Consider the following 26,116-nt stretch of genomic DNA (forward strand, 5'->3'; position numbering starts at 1 on the left):
ATAAGTAATGTATTAACGTCAACGGTGAAAATATGAATATAAGTCTAAATGCTAAAATAGTAACAGTAATGAGTTTGTTTTTATTAATGCAATCGGCTTATGCGGCTATTGCGCTTGATAGAACTCGTGTTATTTATAATGAAAATGATAAATCGGTGAGTATGGGGCTTACAAATGAACACTCAACAAGCCCATACTTAGCACAAGCATGGATAGAAAATGATAATAATGAGAAAGTTACATCGCCTTTTATTGTGACTCCGCCGGTTCATAGAATAGAAGCAAATTCTAAAAGTCAAATTAAAATCCAATCTTTGCCGGCTATTTCTCAGTTACCAAAGGACAGGGAAAGTATCTATTATTTGAATGTAAGGGAAATTCCACCACGTAGCGAAAAGGCCAATGTTCTACAAATTGCATTACAAACAAAAATTAAGATTTTTTATCGACCGATAACGATAATGATAAAAGAGCGTATGGAATTTATCCCACAAGAAAATAATATAAAAATTGTTAAGCGTGGTGCTGATTATTTAGTAAAAAACCCATCACCTTATTTTTTATCAATTACTAAATTGAAAAAAGGTAATACAGACGTTACAAATTTTGAGCCAGTCATGATAGCCCCTTTTGATGAATCCAGTTTAGGTACGGTTTCTGGAGGCTTAGGCTCTATGCCAACCTTAGTTTATCTTAATGATTTTGGTGGTGCGGTTGATTTGAAATTTAGTTGTCAAGCAACAGAATGTTCCGTAGTACCTAGAAAATAAGGCTAATGATTATGTCCATTAATTTTATGATATCCAGAAAAAATGTAATGCGGATATTGGGGGTTTTAATGACTCTTAATATATCAAATGTATTTGGATTTTCAGGATTCTTATATATTGATATTAAAGGTGAAGTTTTATCCAAACCTTGCACAATCAATAATGGACAAACCATCGAAATAGATTTTGGCGATGTTATGACGACTCGTGTTCAAGGTGAAGTTTATAAAGAGCCCATAGAGTATACGGTGAGTTGTAAGGATGGAATTAAACCTAAATTAAACATATTTATTGATGGACTCTCATCTTCATTTGATCAGGGGTTATTAAAAACAAGCGTTGGAAATTTGGCTGTGCGTTTTACAGCAGATTCAAAAGATTTTCCACTTAGAAGTAAACGTTCTTTTAATTTTGCAAATCCTGCAAAGCTTGATGCGATATTAGTCAAAAAAAGTGGAACAGACCTTCCTGCAAAGAGTTTTACAGCGACAGCAACATTGAAAGTGGAATATCAATAAGGACTGAAACATGTTGAATGTAAAAATGATTATGAGTGCAGTCTTATTGATGGTCTCATTGCCTTTTGTTTCAAATGCAAAGGATTATGAGACTGAAATCAGTATAAAAGGTAATTTAATCACGCCACCACCATGCCACATTGATGATGGCAAAGATATTGAAGTAGATTTCGAGACTATTTCAGTTAAATCGATACAAGGTAATGATCAGAAAAAACAAGTAAATTACCAAATTCAATGCGGTGACAATAAAAATAATTGGGCCATGTACTTAAAATTAAATGGTGCGAAAAGCGCTTTTGACCTTAATGGAATAAGTACAGGGGTCGATAATCTTGCTGTTAAGTTTCAATTAGCAGACCAAGATTTAGAGCTTGGAAAAAAGTATTTGATTGACCCAAGTTCTCCTGGCGTTTTATGGGCTGTTTTAATACGTAATGGAAATAATGAAATAAAAACAGGTGATTTTGTTGCCAATGCAACGATGGTTGTGGAGTACGAGTAATGAAAAAAATCAACCAGCTATTATTAATCGGATTTTTTAGCTTTACAGCTAGCCATATTGTTGTAGCAGCAACAAATAATGTCAAAATAAAAGGAAGGTTGGTTAACTCACCTTGTGTGGTTTTGCCTGAAAATAAGAATGTTGAGGTGGATTTTGGTGATATCCGTTTACTGGATATTTATGACCCAACATATCAATTACCGCGACGTGAAATGACGCTTACTCTATCTAATTGTGATCTCAGTATTGCAAAGAGAATGAAAGTAAAAATTTCTGGGGCTGAACATGGTCAGATGCCAGGTTTTATCGCCCTGACAGGTGCAGAATCTAATCCAGGCTTAGGCATTGGTTTTAAGCTCAGTAGTGGTGAGGAAATTAAAATCAATCAGGTTTCTCCATTAATTCCTATTACTCAGTCAGGAAAAAATGAGTTGAAGTTTGATACTTTTCTCAAAGCGACACCTGATTCTATTGCTAACCAGCAAATTAAAACCGGGCATATTTCGGCAATCGCTACGTTTTTATTTGAGTATGAGTAATTCTATTTTCAGACGCCTACTTTTATAGAAATAACCTCTAATTCAACTATAAAGAGATTTAAAATGGGAAAAAGAATACAGCAATTACTATTTATACCTCTTTTTTTAATTACATCAATAAGCTATGGTTCAACATATTTTTCATATGTGGAAGATATAGTAAAAGGAAATGGATATACCTATTACTATCAGATGGATTATTGGAAAGCAAACTCACCTACGGAGCCGAACCCTTGTGTTTCCGTATTAGGTAGCAAAGGGGCTAAGAATTGTTATTTTAGTATAAACCATTTGCATTCAGGAAAAACTAAAGGGGGAATAGCTTCCCGAGCTGATTGGTCATGTGGGATTAATTTTGCTAATTATCCTACTATGGCTTCGATAATTGAAGCAGCACAATCACAGTGTGGGTTGACATTCCCTCGTAGAGGAGAGAGCCGCCATAGTGGTTCGATCACTACTGATGAATGTGTGGGGATTTTTGTAGGAGAAACTGCGAAAAAAAGCTATGCAACAATGTTACCTGGGGGAATTTGTGGTATTGCTCCGCCACCAGCAGGTAAATGTTACTTTACTTCTCCTGATGGTAACGGAGGTATACTTGAACTCAATCATGGGTCATTAAACGCTAATGAATTAAATGGCAACATGCAAACAAGCTTATTTTATGTTATTTGTAACCAAGATATGAGTGTGAAAGTCTCATCAAACTTACAATATGATGATGTAAATTTAAGACCAGATGGTTCATTAAAATCACATGTTACATTAAATAACCGTTCCGCAGCGATTGGAATTGTACAGTCGGTTCAAGAGAATAAAGTTTGGCCTGTGCGTGTAGAGTCGACTTTGAAAACAAATGGTACTGTTATTCCAGGGAAATTTAGTGGCCGCATTACACTGGTTCTTACTATCCCATAATTTAAACTATATTTTGTATTCGTCATTTTCCCATGTTGACGGTTTTGCCTACTATTTAGTAGGCTTTTTTTTACTTGATATTACAGGTAAAGGAAGAGTAACTTTCATCATTTAATATATAAATGTTATCATCCATTTTAGTAATATTGACATAGTATTTTATTTTATCTTTTTCTAACTGAATGAACTTGGAAAAAATGGACTCGGGTGTACTATCGGATGATGTAATAGACAAAGTTTTAAAGTTAATAACATAATTATTTTTATAGTCAACGGCGTGATAATCAAAGTAAACGGCTCTATCTAAACGATAGGTTACCTCATTATTTTTAATATAACCGTATAAATTCATTCGGCCATGATTATCTTGATCTAATTGGATGGCAACTTTTGATTTCATATTCAATCCATCTTGATTTCCATTATCTTTAATCCAAACAATTTCAGAATGGCATATTTTTATCTCATTTTGTTTTTGTTTCAAGGTATATGAGGTGATTGATGCAGTGGAGACTAGAAGAATAGAGACAATAATATATTTTTTCATTTAAATTCTCTGATCGTTTATTGATACACAATCATATTTATTATTCATTTCTTTGCAGATACTAAGGGAAAAATTTTTATCAAATGAATATGTTCTGTTTAAATTAGATAAAAGAATAATACGTTTTGGTTCATTACAGGAGATATTATATTTATCGAGTCTGGCTTGTATAAAGCTTATGTTTTCATTTGAAACCTTTCCTATCATGCCTAGGGGGGTCTGTATAACACAGTTTTCCCGGGCACTTAAAGTTAAATAACTACTTGTAGCATTAGCTTTAGGTGTTAAGTTATAAATGAATAGATAGGCTAAGTAACAAACTGTTAACGTTGATATTGCTAGTAATATCAATTTGATAGGTTTTTTATTTACTTGTGAACTTTTAACTTGATGATTTTGTACTGTGATTATTTTTTGCTTATTGACTGGAGTTGGACCAAATTTTATTTCAGTTTCTTGCTTATCTAAATCTTTATCGATAATTTCATTTTCGTGGATAGAAATATGACTATCAAGGCGGAACCCTTTTTTAGGTACCGTCACGATTGATTTAGGATCAATACCAATCTGCTCAAGCTTTTTTCTTATTTCACTGATGTAAGTGTTTAAATTATTATTTGAACCTACAAGACCGTACTCTTCCCACACATTAGTAAGAAGTTCATCTCGTGTTGCGATTCCTTTTTTCAGATTTAATGAAATAATCTCACCGAACAATCGAGATGCTGTTTTTGATAACTCAATATATTGACTGCGATCAAGTTTTAAGAAAATTAAACTTGAGTTTTCCTCGAAAATATATTTATCATCAATGGTGTAACCATGTAAATTATTCATAAATACTTTCTGCTCTCTCTAAATTAAAGGCTTAAATAGCATTAAGTTATAAAAATGTAATTATTTAAAGTTATCTTTAATTAATTTGAGGTAAGTGATTTTTTGAGTTTTTATTTTTGTACTTATAGTCTAAATAGGGAATCAATTAACTTCAAGTATTGTGGGGTGAGCATTTTTGTGGTTTGTTAACAAATTTATTGAATTGAACTGATTATCGTTATTTAACGCTGATTTTTTTATTTTAGTGAGATTTAAGTCTTAATTTAAATCATCTATGTTGTAAAAAAAATATATAAACCTATAGAGTTGATGGCATTAGAAATAATTTCATTATTTGGTGTTTGCAGTAAGTAAATGTACTTAGTTTTTGAGATTTTACTTATGCTATAATTTAAACTCTAATGCAATTTATATTAGGCAAAGGATTAAACCTCTGCCTAATATATTAAATGTTAGTATTTATATTCAATACCTAACCAATAGTTACGACCTTCTTCTATATAGCCATTGGTGTATTCGTAGGATTTATCAAATAGATTATTTACAGAGGTGTTGACTGAAATACCTTTCCCTAATTCATAATCGAAACGAAGGTCAGTTTTGGCGAACCCACGTACTTTGCTGTCATTATCGACATAGTTAAATGCCCAACTTCTTGCTTCTTCGGTAAGCGTAATACTAAACGGTTCGTAAGGAGTCAATTTCACCCAAGCAAAGGCTTTGTGGGTAGGTAGCTCGGCGACATGTTTGACACTGTAGTGTTTTGGATCAGCATGAATATAGCCGTAGCTTAAGCCTGCTTCTAACCAATCGGTGATTTGCCCTGTTGTTCCTATATCAATGCCAAAGTAGTCGACTTTGCCACTATTGCGGTTTTGTAGCAAATCACCGCCATCAGCATTTTTGCCAATATGGTGTGCCATGATGGCATCCGAAACGTGGTTATAGTAAACACTGGTTGTGTAGGTCCATTGTGGTGTGACATATCCTTTGTAGGTTAAGTCGTAGGTAAGGGCACGCTCTGCATCAAGGTGAGGGTTAATAACGAAGGAATCATCACTCTTCATTTTGTTTTTTGTATAACGCTCTTTTTGCGTTGGGAAACGGCTTCTTTCTGACACAGAAAATTGGATGGTATCTTCATTCGTTAAGTGGTAGCGAGCCATCACTTCCCAGTTAAATGCATGTTGGTTATTTCCATCATAGGTATTAAAGTCGCCTGATTTATAATCATAACGTTTACTATCAGCACTTTTGCGCCAGTCATAGCCAATACCGCCGACAATATCTAGCTTATCAGTCGCAACCCATTGATATTCCGTAGCAATGGAATAGGTATTATCTTTATAGCGGTCGAATGGCACATCTCTTTTAGACCTAGCGCGGTGTATGTCTTCTTTCCAGTGTGCGGCAAATGAAAGCATATCTAATTCACGCACCGTGAAGTCAACACGCATATCGGCACCATTGCTATAGTCATCATAACGACTGTAGTTGTAAGTACCTTTCTTATAGTCTTTCACAGACTTATATTGATGGAGTGTATTCTTAAAGGTATCGTGATATAGGCGGCTTTGTAGTGCGATATCATTAGTTATTTGAGTTGTACTATTGAAGTAGATGCTTTCTTTATCATAGGCAGGCCATTGCCAAATTTGTTGTTTCTTACTGGTAACGCTCGGTGCACTGTTTTTATCACCATCTTGTTTTAGGTAAGTAATCACATACTCGTCGGCTTCGCGGGGTGTCCAGCCGACTTTTACCATCATACGTTTATCATCTGTGGCTGAATTCGGGCGGCGACCATTGCTACCTGCTAATGGATTGTTATTTTCTGCATCTGGTATTCCCATAAAACGCTGCTTATATTGGCTACCGCTAACTTGGATAAAACCTAGGTCGTTACGGCCACCTAAGCGTGCACTAATATTGTGAGCGTTATCTGCACCGCGGGCAAAGCCTTGGTTGAAGTTGATATTGGCTTCAAATGGCTTTTTAGGTGTAGCGGTCGTTAAGTTAATCGCACCGCCCATCAAGTTAGGCCCTTGCAGTAATGAGGTATAGCCTGTAGAGAGTTCAACACTCGCGAGTTCGCTAGTCATAAAACGCCCAAGATCAAGGGTGCCGTCATAAGGGACATACGTTGGGACCCCATCAAAAAAGATAGGGACTTGGCGGCTATCAAAACCTCGCACATTAACTTGAGTTTCGTTACGATTCCCTGACTTTTGAATAGAAACCCCTGGCATGGTACTCAATGCTTGTGCCACGTTGGTTTTATTCAACTGTGTCATTTGCTCTTGCGTGATGATATTCGCATCCGCAGCAAGTGGTGTACTCCAAACTGACATTACATCAGTATTTTTTTCGCTGTTAACTGAGGCGGCGTGCCCTTGCGCTGTGAATAAAGCCATCCCAACCAAATAGGTTATTTGTTTTATTTTCATTATGTCTTTCCCGTTTCATTAATTTCGATATATTGTTTTTTATATAACGATATGCGTGATTAGCCATAAGTTAATGCAGCCTACGGGGTAGGCTGTTTTTGGCAAATAGCTTTTTTTATGCGAACTTTTTCGGTTATTGTTTAAAAATGTTCACTTTTATGTCTCGAGGCGCCGCATAGTAGGGAGCTGATGTGACTAGCAACGGCACACCTATTTGGGCGAACTCTTCAATGGTTGTTAAATTAATTCCCCCTGCAATCGATAACTGGCAAGGAGAATGTTGCTGCTGTACGAGTTTTTGTAATTGCTGAATTTGGTCAGGTGGGAGTTTATCCAGTTGCACAATATCGGCCTGTGCCTCAATCGCCAAAACGGCCTGTTGGTAGTCATCGGCCTCAACAATAATCAGTTTTTCGGGGGCGTTTTGGCGCAATGTTTTTACATGTGTATGCCAATCATCTGGTTGTTCAAGGCACTGCCGGTGGTTGGTGAATAACAAGATACTTTCAGCACTACCTGCTCGATGAACAATAGCGCCCCCCGCCAAAATCGCAGTTAAGGCAAGGGGCTTAGTGTTTGGGATTGTTTTTCGCGTACAGGCTAGCTGTGCGTTAGGTTGATATTGTTTCAAGATACTGACCATTTGCTGAGTATAGTGACTCACACCACAACACCATTCGAGCACGTTTTGTGTGGCTTTCCAGCCCTGATGCAGGGCTTCAATAGGCCCAGTTGCACGAATTAGAATACTTTGAGGTTCAACGTGTTGGCCATCTTGAAAATGGCACTCACAACGGATACCGAGTTTTTCTAACATGCGTTTGGCGATGTGGAGCCCACTAATACAGCCGCCGTGTTTAGAGGAAAATGTCATTACACCAAGTTGGGAGTGTAGCCCTAAGGCGCGAGTGGTCAGGTCGCCGTATTGGATATCATCCAACAGCAATTGGTCGATTAATGCATCAGGTAAATAAATCATAATGTTAAATCGGCCTCATCGACAACATCCCATGAGACCATCGCCCAATCTCTTGATGGATAAGGAATTTTCTCACCTGACGCAGTTCGTGCATGATAGTAGTGATACAGAGCTTCTGTTTCTTGCGGCGTCATGTTTTTTAGTGACCAATTGACGCTATCGGCAAAGGCTTCAAAGCTATCAAAACCGCCTTGATTCGGGCTCTTAATAAAGTCTACACGGGCATTGATACCCATTTGGTGTAGGATATTCACTGCATAAATATAAGTTGGTAAACGTATTACTTCGCGACCAATTTCTCGAATAATATTTTCATCAATAAAGGTTGGGTTGATAGTATGAGTGGTGTAAACGCGCAGTTTTGTTTGGCGGTTGAGTTTTAGCAGCGCGGTTTTTAAATCATCCACTAATGTCGAACGGGAAGCGACGGCAATATCCACTTTAGGCAGAGTGTCCCAGTTATCTTCCCACGCTAATTTTTCAAAGTGGGCATTGGAAATGCCGAGCTCTTTTGCACGAATTTTCGCCATTTCCAGCATGCCACCACTGTAATCAATACCAATGACCTCTTTGAATTGATTGGCGAGACACAGGCTAATAGAGCCTGGGCCACAGCCGACATCCAGTAGGCTTTGAGCCCCAGTAAAATCCATTAACTCACGAAACTGAACCAAATATGGGTCATTTGGATTGGCACAATTTTGTGCCATTTGTTGAGCTTTTTTATCCCAATGCTCAGGTTCTTTACGGGTGCGTTGTGCCTGCTGCATATGTTGCTGGTACATTTTTGCGAAATCAATTTGGTTAATTAACATGATCCCTGACCTTAACAAGAAAATGATGATGGAAATTGGAAGTGAGCTTCAATACTTTGCTCATCCACATTATAAAGTGCTGCCAAGTTAGTAAGTGTTAACATACTTTTTGATATCCCTTGCCTTGCTCTGTGTTGCTTATCAAGCAAGATAACATGGTCAGCGACCGCCGCAGCATGTTGTGGGTGGTGAGTTGACATCAATATCGTCATACCATGGGATTTAAGCTTTTCAATTTGTTCAAGTAGGCGTATTTGGTTACCAAAATCAAGGCTAGCTGCAGGTTCATCCATAATTAAGAGTAATGGCCTTTGTATCAAGGCTCTTGCTATCAATACTAACTGTTTTTCCCCCCCGCTCAATGTGCTGTACAGTCGAGTTGCAAGGTGTGGAATGCTGAGCCGCTCTAATTGTTGAAGTGCTAAGTTTTTTTCGGCATTACTGGGTACAGAAAATAATGAAATATGCGGGGTGAGCCCCATCATTACCATATCTAATACGTTGAAGGTGAAAGGGGTATCGTGTGCTTGAGGTACGTAAGCAATTACTTTCGCGATATCACGCTGTGATAGTGAATTTAGAGAGCGGTTATTCAGTGAAATATCACCACTGATCGCGGGCAGCAAACCTAAGATGGTTTTCATTAGCGTTGTTTTGCCACACCCATTGGCTCCTAGTAGGCAGGTAATTTCTTTTTCAGGCAAAGAAAGATTGATGTCATCAATTATTGCAGTGTGATGATAACCAATAGCGACATTTTTTAGGGTCATAATACTCATTTAACCCGCCTAGTTTGTAATAATATAGCCAAAAAGAAGGGAGCGCCGACGGCAGAAGTTAAGATCCCTAATGGGAGTTCGATTGCTGCAATAGTCCGAGCTAGTGTATCAGTAATAAGCAGTAAGATTGCCCCAATCGCCATTGAGGCAGGAAGCTGATAACGAAAGTTAGCACCCACTATCATTCGGGTGATATGCGGAACAATTAAGCCAATCCAGCCAATAATTCCTGCGATAGAAACAGCACTCGCAGTGAGTAACGTGGCACAAATAATGAAAATGGCGCGTGTCAAACTGACATTGACCCCGAGACTTTTGGCTTCTTCATCCGATAAGCTGAGTAAATTCATACGCCAACGCAATAGCAATAGTGGGATGATAGCAATGACCATGAGTGGCAAGACGGATATTAAGTCTTCTTGCGTAATGGAAGATAGGCCGCCAAGTAGCCAAAATGTGATAGAAGGTAGTTGTGTATAGGGGTCTGCAAGGATTTTCATTAAAGAGATAGCGGAGCCACAAATAGCACTGACCGCAACTCCGACGAGAACTAGCGAGAGGATTGGGTCATGTTGCCTTGCTAAGTGAGCAATAAAGCAAACTAAGGCAACGGTAATTAGGCCACCAATAAACGCAAACAGCTGGATATAAAATAGTGATTGACCGAAGAATATCCCGATAACCGCCCCGACACCAGCCCCTGCGGAAACACCTAAAATATCAGGGGAAACTAAGGGGTTACGAAACATTCCTTGGTATGCAGCTCCTGCAATAGAAAGCCCACCACCAATTAAAATCGCGGCCAATGTACGAGGGAAGCGTATTTGCCAAAAAACTGTTTCATGACGAAGGTCGTTCAATGTTGTTTGTGATGAAAGTGGGTTCACAAGCAGGTGATAAAGCTCACTAAAAGTAAGTGAGTACTTACCACTTGTAAGGGCAATAACCAAGCTGATAAGTAAAATAATAACTAATATGAAGGGTTTTGCGCCTTTATTAAGTCGTTCATTCATGATTTTTCTATCAGCAAGTCAACTTGCTCCGGCGTTAAAGATGAATGATAAAAAAGCTCAAAATATTCGGTAATATCGGATTTAATGTGTATTGCGATATTTTTATCAAAATGACTTTGTAATCGCCTCATGCCGAGTAGGCGGTTAATGCCTGGAGGCCCATCTAGCCAGCCGAATGGCATTCCACTGAATATAAGTAATTTATTGTTTTTAATCGCATTTAAGCCTTTCCACAACGGGGAGGTTGTCATAAACCCAATGGCTTCTTCATATTGCGTTATAATGATATCTGGGTTCCATTGATATAGTTGTTCCATCGAAACTGTGGTAAGACCATGGAAGTTAGGAATATCTACAACATTATGTAACCCAAGCATTTCAATGGCTTCAGTATGAATTGAGCCTTTAGCACCGGTTTCTAAACCTTTTGCTCCGCGTGCAAGGTAAAAACTCAGTGGTTTTTGTCGGTTTTTACTCGCAAATGAAATCGCATCATCTAGGTATCGCTGAGCAAGGTGGCTGAGCTTTTGGGCTTGTGGAATGGCACCAAGGATTTCACCTAGCTGAGTGAGTTGTTGCGGTGAGTTTTGTAGCCCCCCAGAGATTAATAAATAAGGAATATTTGTTTGTTTGGCGACTTTCTCTCCTTGTGAGCGATAAGTTTCGTCTATATTTCCAGTGTCAATAATTAGGTCTGGGTTATAGGACAACAGTTGTTCAAGGGATAATGTGCTACCACGACCCGCTAAACGGCCATAAACAGGTAATTCAAGCCACTGTGGAGCGAAAAGGCCAGTTTGCCCTTTTTTTAGGGAGATAGAAGCGAACCCGACCATTTTTTCAGGGGCAAGTGCAAACAGTAATAAGTCTGAAGGTGGGCCTGAACTTATTACCCGTTGAATATTATTTGGCGCGGGGAGTTTACCAAATAGGGCTTGTTCAACTTTATAACGAGTTTGTGCAAAACTCGGTAAGCTGTAAAAAGTAGCGAGAACGGCACTCAATTTAATAAAATGCCTACGATTTATGGCCATATTTAAATTTAATCTATTCGTTATGATAATAATTATATAACGCGGAAATTAACGGAGTCATGATAGAGAGTCAACCACAAAAATGGCGTTCTTAGGAAAAATCGACGTTTATGTGATGTGAATCAGCAACAAAGATTGCTATCCAGCAAAAGATCGCAGAACATAGCACCGTTAACGAATGGGATATCACTTTGGAATTATGAAGAAAAAAAGACCTTCTTTGCAGGATGTTGCCGACCAAGTTGGCGTGACAAAAATGACGGTGAGCCGTTTTTTACGAAACCCAGAGCAAGTTTCGGAATCTCTGCGTGAAAAAATTGCTCAAGCTGTTGAAATATCAGGGTATATACCTAATAAAGCTCCTGATATATTGTCAAATGCAACAAGCCATGCAATTGGGGTGCTATTACCTTCATTGACCAACCAAGTTTTTGCTGAGGTGATCCGAGGTATCGAGGCAGTCACTGACTGTCATGGTTATCAAACGATGCTGGCACACTATGGCTATTTGCCCGAAAAAGAAGAGGAGCGGCTGATGTCGTTACTTTCTTATAATATCGATGGGGTGATTTTAGCTGAGCGTACCCATACGGAACGGACGCTTCGCATGCTGAAAACTTCAGGGATCCCTGTGGTTGAAATTATGGATAGCGTTTCCCCTTGTTTAGATACTGCCGTGGGGATTGATAACTTTGAAGCTTCCCGCCAAATGACTCAAGCGATGCTCGAACGCGGTTGTCGTCATGTTGTGTATTTGGGGGCAAGGCACGATGAGCGTACGTTTATTCGTTTAAAAGGCTATGAGCAAGCAATGTTGGATGCCAACCTTGAGCCGCGTAATCTGATGACAGAAGCCAGTTCATCATATTCACTAGGTGCTCAATTATTGCATGAGTGTCGCGCTAAGTACCCTGATACCGATGGCTTATTTTGTACTAATGATGACTTGGCTATAGGCGCTATTTTTGAATGCCAGCGCTTAGGTATTCAAATTCCGGAAGACCTTGCCATCTCGGGGTTCCATGGTCACGATGTGGGGCAAGTCATGACACCGAAATTAGCCAGTATTTTGACGCCAAGGGACCTTATGGGGCGAAAAGCCGCAGAAGTGTTGCTGGCGAGAATGTCAGGGAATAAGCTGACGGAGACACATTTTGATGTGGGGTTTTCTCTACTCACGGGCGAGAGCATCTAATTATTTCCTGTCATACTTCAAATTATAGGGGTGTTGGCTGCTTTCGGCTACTCAGGTCACATACTTATGTATGCTCCCTGAGATATCCTCAATTTGCCGCCTACCTCTAATTCGAATTATTTAGGGAAATAGTGTGGTTTAATATAGCCTTAAAGCTAAATTTCGGCGTATGCACTAAAAGTATTGGCTGCACTCACCAACCCTAGTCACATACCGGAGTATGCTCCTAGGGCTTGGCTCGTTTGCCGCCTAGCGACACCACGAATTATTTAGATGAATATTAAAGATGGGTTAATTGAAATTTAAAATAAAACATACTTTTAAATTTCTATATTGTTAGTGCCTCTTTTTTCTTTGCCTATCTTCACTAAACTCAGATTGAGATAATCATCACAGATCTGTTCTCTTCTTCGCCAATTTGATTGCTAAATAAATCCTCACTGCTGATAATGTTACCCGTAACTTGTTACCGGTAACATAACGGTATTAATTAAAAGCCAGAATAATTTTGAATGCCTGAGGAGTTTCCTATGAGTGATACCCAACAACAAAACTATGCATTTGTACTAATGGGGGTATCGGGTAGCGGTAAATCTGCAGTAGCAAATGGCGTTGCTCAGGAATTACATGCCGCCTTTCTTGATGGCGACTTTCTGCACCCTAAAGCAAATATTTTAAAAATGGCATCGGGTCATGCGCTAAATGATGATGACCGCCAACCTTGGTTAGTCGCATTAAACCAGGCAATTTTTGCTATGCAGAGAACAAATTCTATTTCTTTAGTTGTATGTTCAGCATTAAAGAAAAAATATCGAGATATATTAAGAGAAGACAATAAAAATTTATTTTTTATCTACTTAAAAGGGGATTCAGAGGTTATTGAAGAAAGATTAAAAGCCCGTAAAGGGCATTTCTTCAAACCTGAAATGTTAAAAACACAATTTGCAGCCTTAGAAGAACCCAATGCAGCGGAAACTGATGTTCATATAGTTGATATTCGCCAAACTCTTGAAGATGTCATCGGTAATACCTGCTTAACGATTAAACAAATTGTCGCGGGAGAAAAATCATGAGCACGGTTGAGACGCTTAGCACATTAACATTGGTACTCACAGCGGTTGGCTCGGTAGTTTTATTACTGTTTTTAGTCATGTATGCACGCCTACATGCTTTTGTTGCACTGATGATAGTGTCAATTGGTGCAGGGTTGTTTTCAGGAATGCCAGTTCAACAAATAACCGAGACGATGCAAAAAGGAATGGCTGGGACTCTAGGTTTCCTTGCTATTGTTGTGGCATTAGGGGCAATGTTTGGCAAAATCCTGCATGAAACAGGGGCATTAGATCAGGTTGCGAATAAGTTACTTAACCTTTTCGGTGAGAAACATGCGCACTATGCGGTAGGTATCGCAGGGTTAATTTGTGCACTGCCATTATTTTTTGATGTCGCCATAGTGCTGTTAATCGGTGTGGTATTTGCAGTGGCAAATCGAACTGGGCATAACGTTGTCCGTTTAGCTATCCCATTATTTGCTGGGGTTGCTGCCGCTGCGGCATTCTTGTTGCCTGGGCCGACACCGATGCTGGTTGCTTCACAAATGGGCGCAGATTATGGCTGGATGATTCTCATTGGTCTATGTGCTGCAATTCCTAGTATGATCCTAGCGGGTCCTCTATATGGGCGATTTATTAGCCAGTTTGTACACATTGATATTCCTGCGGATTATAAAGCACCAAATACAGAACATGGCAAAATGCCAAGTTTTGGGTTCAGCTTATGTTTAGTGTTATTTCCATTAGTTTTGGTGGGTTTAAAAACAATTGGGACTCATTTTGTTGAGAAAGGCTCAACTCTGGAACATTGGCTCGAATTTATTGGTCATCCTTTCACTGCTTTATTACTTGCATGCTTGCTTGCCATATATGGTTTAGGTTTCCGTTATGGTATGAATAAAGAAAAATTGATGGAAGTTTGTTCTGCGGCGATCCAGCCTGCGGGGATTATCCTGTTGGTGACTGGGGCTGGTGGTGTTTTCAAACAAATTCTTGTGGATTCAGGTGTTGGTCCAGCGCTAGGGGATTCGCTAATCGGCGCGGGTTTACCTATTGCGGTAGCCTGTTTTGTTTTAGCGGGTGCTGTACGTGTTATCCAAGGTTCTGCAACGGTTGCGTGCTTAACAGCGGTAGGTTTAGTTTTACCCGTTATCAGTGAATTAGGGTATTCAGGTGCGCAGCTTGCTGCTTTATCAATCTGTATTTCCGGTGGTTCATTGATTTTAAGTCATGTTAATGACTCAGGTTTCTGGTTGTTTGGTAAATTTACTGGTGCAACTGAAGCGCAGACTCTAAAAACGTGGACGGTAATGGAAACTATCTTAGGGACGACGGGCGCCATTGTCGGTATGATTTTCTTCGTTTTCTTGTAATTTTTTAGGTATAAAAACAAAGGTCAGCTTTAATCGGCTGACCTTTTTGCTTTTCGTTACTGTAAAAGCTGGCTCAACTGGCTATATAAACCTTGAGCACTCTTTTTGTAACCCTCAACAGACAAGTGTACATTGTCTGGTCGTGCTAAGTCTTGTGCTGCCCATGTACGGATTGAACAAGGGCCACCCATAAAGGCTTGCCAGTCCCAAAACAGCGTATGTTCCTGAGCTGAAACAGATTTCTGAATTTGAATAACATTCATTAAGTTTACAGGCATTTGAGCTTGGCAATTCATGGCATCATTAAATTTAATCGAATCATTCGGCCCGACTAATAAAATAACGCTATTTGGCATTTGCTGGCGGATTAAGCGGATTTTAGCGCGTAAATTTTGCTCATAAGCGGCAAGGTCTAACGTATCATTAAAGGCTTCATTAGTACCATAAGCTAAAATCACCATATCAGGTGACAGCTGAGCTAAAGTCTCACTCCATTGTGGTTGCCATTTATCTACCATACTAAGTGTTGCACCATTGATCCCTAGCGCGGAAAGCATAACCCCTGGCTTTTGTGAACGTACGAGCCAGCCACCAATCTTTAACCCAGCACTTTTATTGACCGTAACCTCTGCGGGTAACTGGGTGTTAACCGGGGTTGAAAAATACCACTGATAGCCTGTTGCTGGGAGTGCAACATTAGGTGAAACAGCTGGAGCCACACTCATTTGAGAGTCATTCGCGCTCTGGTATAGCGTTTGAAGCTGATAGGCCCCTAGAGCCGGTTGTAACGGCTTGAGTAGCACTTTACTCTTTGCGGCTTGTGGTTCAGCAATCATTCCCCCTAAGGGGTAATCAAAACGCTCATCTTTACGGCTAGAAGAAAGTGACCATTCTTTTTTCTCGCTCATGCGGTTAATGGTTGCAGTACGTTGCCCCGGAATAGAAATAGGAGGAATAAAGCCAGGACCTGCATCACCATAACGTTGCTGAAATAAACTCCTTAAATTGCCGCTGAAAAAATCAGCCGCAGTGTGGGAATCACCAATTTGAATAATATGAACTTGCTGGTTACCTTGACGTAATTTATTTGCTAATTGCGTTAAATTAGGCTCAGCATTGTTGATTAATTGCCCTTGAGATATAACAGTTTGTCCTTGTTTCGAACTTGGTATGCGCGTTTTGTCTGATGTATTTTGACAAGACAATAAGCCCAACGATAGCAGTGCAATGATGCTACCCGCTAAAATTTTGAGCTTAGCTTGACGCAGATTGTTCAGTTTCATGAGGTTCCTTTTCTTCCTCTGCTTCGAAATGGATCAATGAGAAAACTTTTTCTGCAATAAGTTGTTGCCCTTTACTGCTGAAATGAATCCCATCGCCACTTCTCAATTTAATTGTACTGCTTTCATCGCCGATATAGTCAGAGTAGTTATCGCCTTTATATTTAAAGACATCATTGACAGAAAAATAAATTTCGCCGTTACTTTCAACTTCAGACTGGTAGAGGCTTCTTAAGAATTTCATACCATCGGATAGCGTATTTTTACGCATATTAGGAGGACCAACCCAAATAACATCTACATTGTGCTGGCGTGCGGTCGATATTATATCATTAATACGCTCTCGGTAAACTTTTTCCCAGTCTTCACTTTTAAATTTGACGTATTTATAACCTGTTTTTGGTGGCATATCCCAAGGGTCATTAGGCCCTAAGAAAACAACAAGAACTTTAATATTAGGGTTATCATTCAATGCCTTAGCGATAGTTTGGGGCCAGTTGAAAAAGCGTGGATAGGCAAGGCCAGTGCTTTGTTTGCTTAAATTAATGCTATCGATATTATATTTTTTCAATAGCTTGTTCTTAACATGTGGAGCAATGCCTTGCATCATTGAGTCTCCTGCAAATAGAACTTGCTGGCCTTTTTCAATGTTGGCTATATGCTTCTCTACAATAGGTTGGTTTTGCTTGATAGCTAAGTGACTTAAATTGCCCTTGAGGCTTTTTGCTCTCGCTTGTGGGCGCTTAAGCAACTCAGGGAAAGTTATTGATAAGCTGTCTGCTGGGTAGATATAACCATTCATAAAATGCAGGCCCACTTGAAAACCGTCTGGGAAACTCAGCTTCTTGTTTTTATTTGCTAATGCTAATTCAGCGGCTTGCTGGTCGTCTTGTGCTTTTTGCCCTGAAGCATGATAAGTAAATACACTTCCCGCCTCGAGAGCACCGTCATGTAAATAAGCACCGTAATCCCAAATAGGGTTTCCTGCCATTTTCGCCCATGGTGTATCTTGATGATATTTTTGTTGCCAGAATCGCTCCAAAGAACCTTGGTTTAACCAAATCAACAACAGTCCTGCTAGTAACACAATAACTAAAACTTGGCCGGTTTTAATTAGGTTTTTTTTAAACTCAGAAGTTAGCATAAATAAACCCCGGCATACCTGAAGGTGAAAGCATAAACATAATTGTTAAAACAAGAGCAAGTGGAATAGGGTAGTAATACCAAGGGATACCTTGGTATTTTTTCGCCACATAATGGTAACCTTGTACAAAGTAAGGATAGGTAATGAGTAAGACCCAAAATGCAATAAGCAGACCTAGGCTTGCATTAATTGATGCAATAAAGCCTGGGGCAATAATTTGATTAACCATTAATATCGCATCATCAAAAGAAGCACTACGGAAAAAGATCCAAGCAAAACAGACAAAATGGAAAGTGATAATTCGTGAGACCCAAATTGATAATGTTTTATTAGGGAGTGCCTTTGTCCGACCCAATTTTTCCATACACAAACTCTTTAAATTGAGTAAAACAATCCCTAAGCCATGTATTGCTCCCCACACCACGAACGTCATTGCGGCACCATGCCAGAGTCCGGAGATCACCATAGCAAGGAATACATTAGCATTCATACGGCTAAAGCCTTTGCGGTTACCTCCTAGTGGGATATAAATATAATCACGAATAAAAGTCGATAGGCTAATATGCCAACGTGCCCAAAATTCTTTTAGGTTTGCGGCTAAATAAGGGGCATTAAAGTTAACGGGTACTCTGAAACCTAATAATAAGGCGATGCCCGTAACAAGGTTGGTGTAACCGGAAAAGTTAAAGTAGATATTCCATGCATAGGCATAAGTGGCTACTAAGATCTCTCCTGCGCTATATCCGATAGGGGCATCAAAAACAGGGTTAACAAAATTTTCGGATAAGTAAGAACTAAATAAAAAGAGCTTAATTAGCGCCAGTGAAATCAACAGGATTGCCTTGCGACTATTGAGAATGGTTCGGCTTTCTGCTTGGATTTGAGGCATGAAATTTTTTGCGCGGTTAATCGGCCCCGCCACAATACTTGGAAAAAATGCAAGGTATAAAGCGACATCGAAAAAATCAGCTTTAGGAATTTCTTTACGGCATACTGAAACTGTATAACTAACAGAGTGGAATGCATAAAAAGAAAGACCGAGTGGAGCCAGTATTTCAAGAATAGGGAGCCCAACACTAAAACCAAATTTATCTAAAGTTTGCTGAATACTTTCTTGAAAGAAAGAATAATATTTAAAGTAGGTGAAGTAACCGATAATAACTGTGGCTAGGATGAGATAGACCCATCGATTTGATAGCCAATTTGTCACCCAGTTTGTGAGAAAATAAATGAATAGGGTATAACCAAATAAAATATAGGCAAAATCAGGGTTAAACGAATAAACAAAAAAATAGCTTGCGGTAATTAGTAGACCATTTTGTAGTTTTGCACTGGGCTGACAAGCCCAATAAATAAGAAAAAATATCAAGAAAGAGCCAAGAAACTCAAAAGAGAAGAAATTCATATTAGACTCAAAGATGTTAATTATTTTGGTAGAAGATGAGCATATGATATTTGATCTCTTCTTCTATGCAATCAGAATATTGCTCGTCATATTTTGAGTAATGATTTTGTTGGCGGCATTCAATTCCCCCGCAGGGTATCTGCCTGCTATAACATGAGCAATTTATAGCGATAAAAAAATCCACTTTGTTAAGTGGATTTTTTATATCTTGTACCTGGTGATACAATAATTAGATGCGAGTGGCAGCTCTTTTTTGAGCTTGTGTAATCAGTTCTTCATTACTCGCGTACATTTCTTGTAAATAACGGTTATAGGATGAACCTAACTCGGAGTACCCTTTCATATCATTGATAAGTTTTGTGGTATCTAACTCATCTTTTGATAGGCGTTGTTTTGCTCGTGAACTACGTAGTGATTCATAAGCATTATGGGTATTCATATTCTTCATATACGCTGTCACGGTATCTTCAACTGAAGAGTATGCTGAATAGCCTTTAACTTTACCTTTGTTAGTTCGGCACCCACTTCCGCAGCGCATACCAAATAAGTTACCGTTCTGTAATGCAAGTTGTGATGTACCCCAACCTGATTCTGTTGCTGCTTGTGTGGCCACTAAATGCGTTGGCATGATATCTACGCGACTTAATAGCTTATCCCAATTGATGCGTTTTGGGTTGCTACATTTCATACCATAGCTATCACAGATTTGGCTAAGACGGCGCAGTTCTTGAGCGCTCCATTTTTTATTTGCGCGAACGGATAATAACCAATTGCGCTCTTCCATAATCTGCTTATTAACTTTTTCAATAACAGGGACAACCGTTTTCAAAAATGCTTTCTTTCGTGGTGTACCAGAAGGGTATTTACGTAAATCAGGGAGTGATGTTTTGGCCTGACTTACATTTTGCACAGTTTTATTAGAGTACTCTTTATTGAGCATTGTGCTGGTACTGGTGGAGCCCATACTGAGGCTCGAAAATAAAAGTAAAAATAAGAAAGCGAAGACGGCGTTTGTCCTCATCGTTCGAGAGGGCATTTGCTTCTCCTAAGTATCTCTGAACAAAATTCGAGCGAATATTAGCAGATTAAATTTTTACGAGCTACTTTTATCCGGCTAATATTAGATAAACTTCTGTATTGGGTTGTGGGTTTTTTTGTTTATTTTTAACTGTATTGATTTTGATGTAAAAATAATATTTTTACATCTAGTTTTTATGGTTATATATTAAAATGTCTTACTTGTTTTTACTTTGAATGGCTGCACTTAAGTTAAATTCGATTATTTATCATACAGTTCACTTAGTTATTATAAGGCTATTTTGCTCAATAAATAGCCACCTGGTCGCTTATTTTATAATCAAAATGGGAAAGGCCTCTTTTTCCTAACGATAAAAGAGGGAACAAAAGTGAAATACAAATAGGCGGTATGAAAGGTAAAAAAAGCGAGTTAAGCTTCATTTTTACTCGTCACCTTGACCGTGATAATTTCGTTTAAGTGAGCAATTTTTAGGGGAAATTTAGGGTTGTAAAATCTGTTGCTGTATATCTTGTTGTTTAGCTTCTTCTGCAAGGGCCGGGAAGTCCGCAACAGTCCAATAATGGTTTGGTACAGGAAGTTGTCTCATATTTTCAGTGGGTTGCAAACGTAACTGAGCAAGTAGTGGTAAATTGTATTGTAGGTAGTTATCTGGCAGCGTTAATCGCAACCCTCCCTGAGGTATGATTTGAGTCGGTATTAAAGGTAGTCTGTCATCGCTGGTATTATAGTCCCTTGTTAATACAAGGAATTTTTCAGGTACTCTCCGGTAGCTATTCCACCATAGGCCATCAATGTTATCGAACATTTTACTTGTTTCGGCTCTATTTGATGCGCCCAATTGGTGCAGGGCTAAAGGTAAGATATTTTCTATGGATTGAGAAAAAACCGGCAAAGAGTTCGCTCGACCCTGCAAAATAACGGTCATTGCAAGGCGTGCTCCGAGCAAATTAGAGTAAAGATCTTCAGGGGAAAAAGCCGAGATCCCTTCTGAAAAGCCTGGAACCGATTGATAACCATACCATTGTGCAATTTCGTGCCATACGGCAAGTTGGAAAGCAAGTTTAGCCGCAAGATAGGCACTGAGCGTATAACGTTGGTATGCAGATGGCGGTGGCGTAAAGGGGCTGAAATGAATTTGTCTACTGGCCAGTTCTTCACTTAGTGAAAGTGTCCATTCTTGGCCAAGGCGTGGATAAATTTGGCTGAATAAGTAAAAAGTATAATCTGCAGTATCTCTGACATGCGAGATATCAATAAACCCACCTTTATCTGTATATAATAAGCCAATTTTTTCATTACTAAGCCCCATTAAAGCTGCACTTGCCCCTAAAAAGCTATCATTATAATGATGCTCACCAAGGCTATCGGCTTCTACAATATTATCGATAGTATAAAAAGGAACGGGGAGCCCCCATAATTGTGCTTGGAGGTTGTACCCGAAGGCACAGCATGCACGTAAGCCTTGAGGAGGAACTAATGAAGGAATAACGGACCAATCTTGTGTAGCTTCTTCAAAGGTATGCGAAGTTAATACGGGGGAAATAGCGGGCAATTCAAGCTTGCTATGATTTTGGCATGCAGTTAATAGCAAGGCTAAACAAGACGCTTGAACCCACTTAAACATTAAAACGCCTCCCCGACCTGAAAATAGACACCAGTGCTATTACGGCCAATGCCGAAATCCAAACGTACATTCATTCTTGGCTTAAATTCAAAGCGATACCCGACACCAACAGTAGGGAGCCAGTGGCTTTGACCTAGTTCGGACGGTGTATCGCTCATCGTCCCTGTGCCTAACCAACCGACAATACCATGACGCCAATCTAGCTTATGCCTAATTTCTATTTGGCTAGTGAATATATTATTGTCGCGATAGCGACCTTCGTAATAGCCTCGCATTCGATTACCATTACCTAATAACGATAATTGATTCCATGGCACATTACCTGTTGAAAACCGCGCATAATTATCAAGTGCAACCACGGTATCTTCGGCAATCTGATGGTAGTAAGCGTATTGTAATTGCGTGGTTTGAAAACGGGTGTCGCTACCAAGATTTGGCGCAAAATAAGTGTAAGTCACTTCAAAGGTTTGCCCTTGGTATGCGTTAGGCAAAAAATCGCGGGTATCATAACTATAATAGGCGCTGACCCCTGAGTTGATAACAGAACGCCCACCGACGGAATTAGCGAAGTACTTTTTTGCACCATCATCTGGGTCGCTGGCATTAATTGATGAAAAGTTCCAACCGAGTCCAATATAAGTGGCATCCGTTAGTTTATACAATGCTCTTGGCGTTATTTGGAATTCTTGGGAATGGTACTTTTCTTTATTATGGTCGTTTTTACCTGCAGAATAGCCCTTTCCCCAATAATAAGTAGGAATGTTATTGATGGTACCCGAAATAAATAATCGCCACTGGTCGTTATCAATAAAATTATAATTAGTGAAATTCAAACCAAATGCGCCTGTAGATGAAGCGAAGCCACTTAACCCAATTGAAGAAGGTTGCGTTTGTTTATCTTCTTTATCTATCCGGTATAAACCAACCAGCGCAGTACCGATGCCTATCCCCATTTCAGGGGTATAAAAAGGCCCCGGCAAAACGCCCCAATCAATGGGTTTGCTGTCATCAAAGCTGTTTTCCCCCCCGAGGTTGTTTAACCAGCCATCAATTTGTTGGCGGTCGGGGAGAATATCTGCTTTAGCAGGGAAAAGAATAAAAAGGCTGACCAATGCCAGCCTTTGGATAATAGCCGAATACCACATTAAAAACGGAATTCTCCAGAAATAAAGAAGCTATTTCGATTATTAAATCCAACCTCGGTTAAAACATTAAAGTTACGAGTAAACTCGACTCGAGCACCGACAGTATTATTCCATTTATGGGCAAGGTGCTGTTTGACGTCGAATTTCATATTGGGATCATTTAATAACCCCATTAAACCATCTAGTTCAGGAGGCATATTAAGTTTACTAACATCACCTTTAAAACGTTGAGTAATATCTTGGTACATCGCACCAGTCCAAACTTGAACTTTGGTATTCCCTTGTCCATCGAACATTGGATCAAATATAAATTCATAACCAACTCTAGGTGTGACTACGAATGCTGTGATTTCGCCGTCTAGTATATCAAGGCTTGTTCTTGTATAGTTAAAATCTAACGTGCTAAAAAATTGGTTATAACCTCCAGCGAATGTTACCCCACCACCATAGGTTTTGCCTTTAAAATCTAGCTCGAAAGGTAATCCCACTAATTCATCTAATAATTGCCCGCCAAGGTAAACCCCTTTTAATTTACTTGTTGAATTTCCTTTTGTTTTTCCATAAACACCATAAATATTCATAAATGGAAATACCCAAGTATCTAATTTCAGCATGTGAGATTCATTTTTTTCGCGAGTATGACCTGCTTCAACAGCTACAATTTTTGATAGATCAGGAAAGCGAGGGCTTTCAAATGCGATCTTATCAACAATAATATCTTGACGTAGGTTCATATAACCATAGCTTGCACCAAATGGCTCCGGCAAATCATAACCGCGGGCACGTGCTTCATCACCCCAAATCGGCAGTACTCGTGACTCTGTAGCAGAAGAACGAGTAATACCGCCTTCGTTATTGTTTTGTGGCACCCCTGACTCACTAACTGATACTGAAAATAATGGACGGTCGCTATCGGCAAAGCTTACGGGAATACATAAAAAAGAAGAAAGGATTAGCACATGACTGAATTGGATGCGTTTCATAACATTGGCTCAATTTTAGGAAGTAAAGGGGGTGTAAAAGCAGATTATTATTCGTCTTACAGCGATAATCGGAATTTTATCATTAATCTTTTTTTAGGGATAGCGCTTAATGCTTTTTTATTAACTCTTTGGGTAAAATGAGTGTAGGTTGATAGTTTGTTTAAGATTGTGCTTTCCAAAACCGAAAAATAGGTGCCGATAGACAAAAGGTTACCGGCACGAAGAGCGTAAAAGATTATTTTTTATTCTGTTGGTGAAACTTAACACGTTCATGAAAATAGGCTTTTAAGTGATCTTCCATTTGATGGATTTTTTGTTCTAAAGCATGTACGAATACTTCGTCGCTATTCATATTGTAAACACGCTGCATTGCGAGTTCGTCAATGTATTCTTTTTGTGCTTCTGTCAGGTCAATCATATTCTCACACCTATATAGATAGAAATTAGTTCTTTTGCCTCATCAATACGAAGCAAGTCAGAGAAAGGAGGTCATTGTGCCTCAGCCAATAGCGTATGAAAAGTAGAATAAATTATTATCGAATAATGATTATTGGTTTACTTAGTTACAATATAAAGGATCAAATCACAATCTGAATTTGTTAAGAATATTCACAATATTCTTAATGAATATAAGCTGATATCCTCGCTAAAGTCACTTATTAATAGGCCTTAAAATGAACAATAAACAATATTACCTTGATACTGCAGCAGGTGAAGGCGAAAAAGAAGCATCTATGATGGTCGCTATTCCAGGTTCTGAATTGACATCTTCGTTACTTGAGCAGCGTTTAGAAGAACAAACCTATTTTACGGATGGAGAAGTAGACTATATTCCAGATGAAGACGGTTTCTTTTTTAGCTGTAAAAAAGGTGAAGAGGAATTGCGTTTCTATATTTCATTGGTAGATAGCGACCCTGAATATACGATCAACCCATATTTTGCGACAGACCCTATTAGTCCAGAATTATACGCGGAGGCGAGTTCGGCTCCTCAAGCGGTGATTGTGGAATGTTTATTCAAAGAGCAGCCGTTAGTCAGTTACCTTCAACAACTGAAAATCATTCAAATCTTAGTGCCTGATTTACTCTTAGGGCTGGATATTTCGGCAGCAGGGAAAGTGTTTACTCGTGAGTGGCTTAATTTTCAATTAATAGATGATTTAATGCCAAGCATTGATTCTTTATATGTTGTGCACGCTATTTATGACCAAGAAGATAATGAAAATAAACCGGAAGAAGAGCGCGCACCAACCATGTATTGGTTCCATACCCATGGTTTAGCCCGTTGTGGGTTGTCTGAAGCTGAAATTATTATTCCACACCCAATCGCATCTTATTATGGTATCCCAGAATTATTCTGGAGCTTTGTGAACAACAGTATTACACACGGTAAAATCGTCTTTAACGAGCCAATTTTTATTGGGCAAACACAATCAGGTTACGAATACCTGGTGGCATTGCCATTTGAGGAAGGGTTGCTTCATGTCGGTAAATCAACGCCTATTGATAACTTAAAGCCATTAGAAGAAATGAATTTTGAGTTTGGTGATGCAACTTCTGAGCGTTTTATGGGGGATTGGCACGACAGGGATGAGTCTCATCAGCACCCGTCAGTCATGTTGTTCCGTGTTACACAAGAAAACCCAGTATTAGAGAGTTTCTTTGAAGGGTTTGAAGATCAAAATGCGATGATGTTTATGCGCACAGACGAAGAAACGGCGGATATGTCCCGTAAAGCGAAGCTGCGCTGGGAGTATTTCACCCACATGTTAGATAATTATGGTCCAAAACCTGTCACTCAAAAGAAAGGTTTTTTTGCGAAGTTTTTAGGCAAAAACGATGATGAAGCTGATACTGAATGGCGTTTCTTAGTGAAATGTGGCATTGGTTATCATGATGCGGAAGAGGATTATGATGGGCACGAACATATGTGGTTTGAGCCAATTTCTTGGAATGGTGACCAGTTTGAAGGCCGATTAATTAACCATCCTTTTTATGTGAAAGATATGCAAGAAGGGGAAACTTATCCATTAACCCGTGATGATATTACGGATTGGACAATTTATTTCCAAGATGGAAGTTACACGCCGGATACGATATACAAGCTACTGAGTGGCGCGCAAGTTCACTAATTCGTTAGACTTCAAGTCACATGGGCGAAGCTTGTTGCCT

Annotated in this window: 25 protein-coding genes; 9 read left to right on the forward strand and 16 right to left on the reverse strand. The window is 39.2% G+C overall.

Annotated features, from left to right (window positions below; genetic code table 11):
- The first annotated feature begins 32 nt into the window (after positions 1-32).
- The 5 genes from RB151_RS02225 (at position 33) to RB151_RS02245 (ending at position 3,253) form a co-directional block, all read left to right on the forward strand.
- Positions 33-770 (forward strand): fimbria/pilus periplasmic chaperone, encoded by a 738-nt coding sequence (locus RB151_RS02225; RefSeq protein WP_071547649.1) that lies wholly within the window; start codon positions 33-35, stop codon positions 768-770.
- A gap of 68 nt (positions 771-838) precedes the next feature.
- Complete coding sequence (locus RB151_RS02230; RefSeq protein ID WP_225833157.1) at positions 839-1,288, forward strand: fimbrial protein; 450 nt, start codon at positions 839-841, stop codon at positions 1,286-1,288.
- Positions 1,289-1,298: 10 nt separating this feature from the next.
- Positions 1,299-1,793: a fimbrial protein gene (locus tag RB151_RS02235; protein ID WP_042848511.1), complete on the forward strand. Its 495-nt coding sequence runs from the start codon at positions 1,299-1,301 to the stop codon at positions 1,791-1,793.
- The gene (locus RB151_RS02240) at positions 1,793-2,332 is read left to right on the forward strand and encodes a fimbrial protein (protein WP_042848509.1); all 540 of its coding nucleotides are present in this window, start codon (positions 1,793-1,795) and stop codon (positions 2,330-2,332) included. The genes RB151_RS02235 and RB151_RS02240 overlap by 1 nt, the downstream gene beginning before the upstream one ends.
- A gap of 63 nt (positions 2,333-2,395) precedes the next feature.
- Positions 2,396-3,253, forward strand: a complete 858-nt coding sequence (locus tag RB151_RS02245) for a hypothetical protein (RefSeq protein WP_042848508.1) — start codon at positions 2,396-2,398, stop codon at positions 3,251-3,253.
- 70 nt (positions 3,254-3,323) lie between these two features.
- Here RB151_RS02245 and RB151_RS02250 read toward each other — a convergent pair whose 3' ends face one another.
- The 8 genes from RB151_RS02250 to RB151_RS02285 all read right to left on the reverse strand — a co-directional run bounded on the left by RB151_RS02250 (position 3,324) and on the right by RB151_RS02285 (position 11,704).
- Positions 3,324-3,800 carry a FidL-like protein gene (locus RB151_RS02250; protein ID WP_042848506.1) on the reverse strand — a complete coding sequence of 159 codons (477 nt, stop codon included), beginning with the start codon at positions 3,798-3,800 and terminating at the stop codon, positions 3,324-3,326.
- Positions 3,801-4,637 (reverse strand): winged helix-turn-helix domain-containing protein, encoded by an 837-nt coding sequence (locus tag RB151_RS02255; protein ID WP_048608800.1) that lies wholly within the window; start codon positions 4,635-4,637, stop codon positions 3,801-3,803. It abuts the gene before it with no gap.
- A gap of 452 nt (positions 4,638-5,089) precedes the next feature.
- Positions 5,090-7,084 (reverse strand): TonB-dependent receptor plug domain-containing protein, encoded by a 1,995-nt coding sequence (locus RB151_RS02260; RefSeq protein WP_048608798.1) that lies wholly within the window; start codon positions 7,082-7,084, stop codon positions 5,090-5,092.
- 133 nt (positions 7,085-7,217) lie between these two features.
- On the reverse strand, positions 7,218-8,063 hold the full coding sequence (gene modD, locus RB151_RS02265) for a ModD protein (RefSeq protein ID WP_042848502.1): 846 nt from the start codon (positions 8,061-8,063) through the stop codon (positions 7,218-7,220).
- A complete protein-coding gene (locus RB151_RS02270) occupies positions 8,060-8,878 on the reverse strand; it encodes a class I SAM-dependent methyltransferase (protein WP_048608796.1) in 819 nt (272 codons plus the stop codon). The genes modD and RB151_RS02270 overlap by 4 nt, the downstream gene beginning before the upstream one ends.
- Positions 8,879-8,889: 11 nt before the next feature.
- Positions 8,890-9,657 carry an ABC transporter ATP-binding protein gene (locus tag RB151_RS02275; RefSeq protein WP_048608794.1) on the reverse strand — a complete coding sequence of 256 codons (768 nt, stop codon included), beginning with the start codon at positions 9,655-9,657 and terminating at the stop codon, positions 8,890-8,892.
- A complete protein-coding gene (locus RB151_RS02280) occupies positions 9,654-10,670 on the reverse strand; it encodes a FecCD family ABC transporter permease (protein ID WP_071547650.1) in 1,017 nt (338 codons plus the stop codon). The genes RB151_RS02275 and RB151_RS02280 overlap by 4 nt, the downstream gene beginning before the upstream one ends.
- Positions 10,667-11,704, reverse strand: a complete 1,038-nt coding sequence (locus RB151_RS02285) for an ABC transporter substrate-binding protein (RefSeq protein ID WP_048608789.1) — start codon at positions 11,702-11,704, stop codon at positions 10,667-10,669. Before RB151_RS02285 ends, RB151_RS02280 begins: the two co-directional genes overlap by 4 nt.
- 199 nt (positions 11,705-11,903) lie before the next feature.
- Here RB151_RS02285 and gntR point away from each other — a divergent pair, with 199 nt between their 5' ends.
- The 3 genes from gntR (at position 11,904) to gntU (ending at position 15,324) form a co-directional block, all read left to right on the forward strand.
- Positions 11,904-12,899, forward strand: a complete 996-nt coding sequence (gntR, locus tag RB151_RS02290; protein WP_042848495.1) for a gluconate operon transcriptional repressor GntR — start codon at positions 11,904-11,906, stop codon at positions 12,897-12,899.
- Positions 12,900-13,429: 530 nt separating this feature from the next.
- Positions 13,430-13,972 (forward strand): gluconokinase, encoded by a 543-nt coding sequence (gene gntK, locus RB151_RS02295; protein ID WP_042848493.1) that lies wholly within the window; start codon positions 13,430-13,432, stop codon positions 13,970-13,972.
- Positions 13,969-15,324: a gluconate transporter gene (gntU, locus tag RB151_RS02300; protein ID WP_042848492.1), complete on the forward strand. Its 1,356-nt coding sequence runs from the start codon at positions 13,969-13,971 to the stop codon at positions 15,322-15,324. Before gntK ends, gntU begins: the two co-directional genes overlap by 4 nt.
- 56 nt (positions 15,325-15,380) lie before the next feature.
- Here gntU and RB151_RS02305 read toward each other — a convergent pair whose 3' ends face one another.
- The 8 genes from RB151_RS02305 to RB151_RS02340 all read right to left on the reverse strand — a co-directional run bounded on the left by RB151_RS02305 (position 15,381) and on the right by RB151_RS02340 (position 24,362).
- Positions 15,381-16,607: an SGNH/GDSL hydrolase family protein gene (locus RB151_RS02305; RefSeq protein ID WP_071547651.1), complete on the reverse strand. Its 1,227-nt coding sequence runs from the start codon at positions 16,605-16,607 to the stop codon at positions 15,381-15,383.
- Positions 16,579-17,748: a GDSL-type esterase/lipase family protein gene (locus RB151_RS02310; RefSeq protein ID WP_071547652.1), complete on the reverse strand. Its 1,170-nt coding sequence runs from the start codon at positions 17,746-17,748 to the stop codon at positions 16,579-16,581. The genes RB151_RS02305 and RB151_RS02310 overlap by 29 nt, the downstream gene beginning before the upstream one ends.
- A complete protein-coding gene (locus tag RB151_RS02315; RefSeq protein WP_071547653.1) occupies positions 17,735-19,153 on the reverse strand; it encodes an MBOAT family O-acyltransferase in 1,419 nt (472 codons plus the stop codon). Before RB151_RS02315 ends, RB151_RS02310 begins: the two co-directional genes overlap by 14 nt.
- 229 nt (positions 19,154-19,382) lie before the next feature.
- Entirely contained in the window at positions 19,383-20,189 is an 807-nt protein-coding gene (locus tag RB151_RS02320) for a protein bax (protein WP_042848487.1), read from the reverse strand.
- Positions 20,190-20,670: 481 nt separating this feature from the next.
- Positions 20,671-21,816 (reverse strand): DUF4056 domain-containing protein, encoded by a 1,146-nt coding sequence (locus RB151_RS02325; RefSeq protein ID WP_048608787.1) that lies wholly within the window; start codon positions 21,814-21,816, stop codon positions 20,671-20,673.
- A complete protein-coding gene (locus RB151_RS02330) occupies positions 21,816-22,961 on the reverse strand; it encodes a BamA/TamA family outer membrane protein (protein WP_042848485.1) in 1,146 nt (381 codons plus the stop codon). Before RB151_RS02330 ends, RB151_RS02325 begins: the two co-directional genes overlap by 1 nt.
- Positions 22,961-23,944 carry a hypothetical protein gene (locus RB151_RS02335; RefSeq protein WP_071547654.1) on the reverse strand — a complete coding sequence of 328 codons (984 nt, stop codon included), beginning with the start codon at positions 23,942-23,944 and terminating at the stop codon, positions 22,961-22,963. The genes RB151_RS02330 and RB151_RS02335 overlap by 1 nt, the downstream gene beginning before the upstream one ends.
- A 235-nt stretch (positions 23,945-24,179) precedes the next feature.
- The gene (locus tag RB151_RS02340) at positions 24,180-24,362 is read right to left on the reverse strand and encodes a hypothetical protein (protein ID WP_042848482.1); all 183 of its coding nucleotides are present in this window, start codon (positions 24,360-24,362) and stop codon (positions 24,180-24,182) included.
- Between the two features lie 256 nt (positions 24,363-24,618).
- Here RB151_RS02340 and RB151_RS02345 point away from each other — a divergent pair, with 256 nt between their 5' ends.
- On the forward strand, positions 24,619-26,076 hold the full coding sequence (locus tag RB151_RS02345) for a DUF4026 domain-containing protein (RefSeq protein WP_042848481.1): 1,458 nt from the start codon (positions 24,619-24,621) through the stop codon (positions 26,074-26,076).
- Positions 26,077-26,116 lie beyond the last annotated feature (40 nt).

This window comes from Providencia rettgeri, from assembly GCF_001874625.1.
GTDB lineage: Bacteria > Pseudomonadota > Gammaproteobacteria > Enterobacterales > Enterobacteriaceae > Providencia > Providencia huashanensis.

Bases quoted from the DNA above. Each gene is read 5' to 3' on its own strand.
- RB151_RS02260 (WP_048608798.1), bottom strand. From the start codon at position 7,084: ATGAAAATAAAACAAATAACCTATTTGGTTGGGATGGCTTTATTCACA.
- RB151_RS02345 (WP_042848481.1), top strand. From the start codon at position 24,619: ATGAACAATAAACAATATTACCTTGATACTGCAGCAGGTGAAGGCGAA.
- gntK (WP_042848493.1), top strand. From the start codon at position 13,430: ATGAGTGATACCCAACAACAAAACTATGCATTTGTACTAATGGGGGTA.
- RB151_RS02235 (WP_042848511.1), top strand. From the start codon at position 1,299: ATGTTGAATGTAAAAATGATTATGAGTGCAGTCTTATTGATGGTCTCA.
- RB151_RS02335 (WP_071547654.1), bottom strand. From the start codon at position 23,944: ATGAAACGCATCCAATTCAGTCATGTGCTAATCCTTTCTTCTTTTTTA.
- RB151_RS02280 (WP_071547650.1), bottom strand. From the start codon at position 10,670: ATGAATGAACGACTTAATAAAGGCGCAAAACCCTTCATATTAGTTATT.
- RB151_RS02330 (WP_042848485.1), bottom strand. From the start codon at position 22,961: ATGTGGTATTCGGCTATTATCCAAAGGCTGGCATTGGTCAGCCTTTTT.
- RB151_RS02275 (WP_048608794.1), bottom strand. From the start codon at position 9,657: ATGAGTATTATGACCCTAAAAAATGTCGCTATTGGTTATCATCACACT.
- RB151_RS02325 (WP_048608787.1), bottom strand. From the start codon at position 21,816: ATGTTTAAGTGGGTTCAAGCGTCTTGTTTAGCCTTGCTATTAACTGCA.
- RB151_RS02245 (WP_042848508.1), top strand. From the start codon at position 2,396: ATGGGAAAAAGAATACAGCAATTACTATTTATACCTCTTTTTTTAATT.
- gntR (WP_042848495.1), top strand. From the start codon at position 11,904: ATGAAGAAAAAAAGACCTTCTTTGCAGGATGTTGCCGACCAAGTTGGC.
- RB151_RS02305 (WP_071547651.1), bottom strand. From the start codon at position 16,607: ATGAAACTGAACAATCTGCGTCAAGCTAAGCTCAAAATTTTAGCGGGT.
- RB151_RS02285 (WP_048608789.1), bottom strand. From the start codon at position 11,704: ATGGCCATAAATCGTAGGCATTTTATTAAATTGAGTGCCGTTCTCGCT.
- gntU (WP_042848492.1), top strand. From the start codon at position 13,969: ATGAGCACGGTTGAGACGCTTAGCACATTAACATTGGTACTCACAGCG.
- RB151_RS02320 (WP_042848487.1), bottom strand. From the start codon at position 20,189: ATGCCCTCTCGAACGATGAGGACAAACGCCGTCTTCGCTTTCTTATTT.
- RB151_RS02240 (WP_042848509.1), top strand. From the start codon at position 1,793: ATGAAAAAAATCAACCAGCTATTATTAATCGGATTTTTTAGCTTTACA.
- modD (WP_042848502.1), bottom strand. From the start codon at position 8,063: ATGATTTATTTACCTGATGCATTAATCGACCAATTGCTGTTGGATGAT.
- RB151_RS02230 (WP_225833157.1), top strand. From the start codon at position 839: ATGACTCTTAATATATCAAATGTATTTGGATTTTCAGGATTCTTATAT.
- RB151_RS02340 (WP_042848482.1), bottom strand. From the start codon at position 24,362: ATGATTGACCTGACAGAAGCACAAAAAGAATACATTGACGAACTCGCA.
- RB151_RS02250 (WP_042848506.1), bottom strand. From the start codon at position 3,800: ATGAAAAAATATATTATTGTCTCTATTCTTCTAGTCTCCACTGCATCA.
- RB151_RS02310 (WP_071547652.1), bottom strand. From the start codon at position 17,748: ATGCTAACTTCTGAGTTTAAAAAAAACCTAATTAAAACCGGCCAAGTT.
- RB151_RS02315 (WP_071547653.1), bottom strand. From the start codon at position 19,153: ATGAATTTCTTCTCTTTTGAGTTTCTTGGCTCTTTCTTGATATTTTTT.
- RB151_RS02255 (WP_048608800.1), bottom strand. From the start codon at position 4,637: ATGAATAATTTACATGGTTACACCATTGATGATAAATATATTTTCGAG.
- RB151_RS02225 (WP_071547649.1), top strand. From the start codon at position 33: ATGAATATAAGTCTAAATGCTAAAATAGTAACAGTAATGAGTTTGTTT.
- RB151_RS02270 (WP_048608796.1), bottom strand. From the start codon at position 8,878: ATGTTAATTAACCAAATTGATTTCGCAAAAATGTACCAGCAACATATG.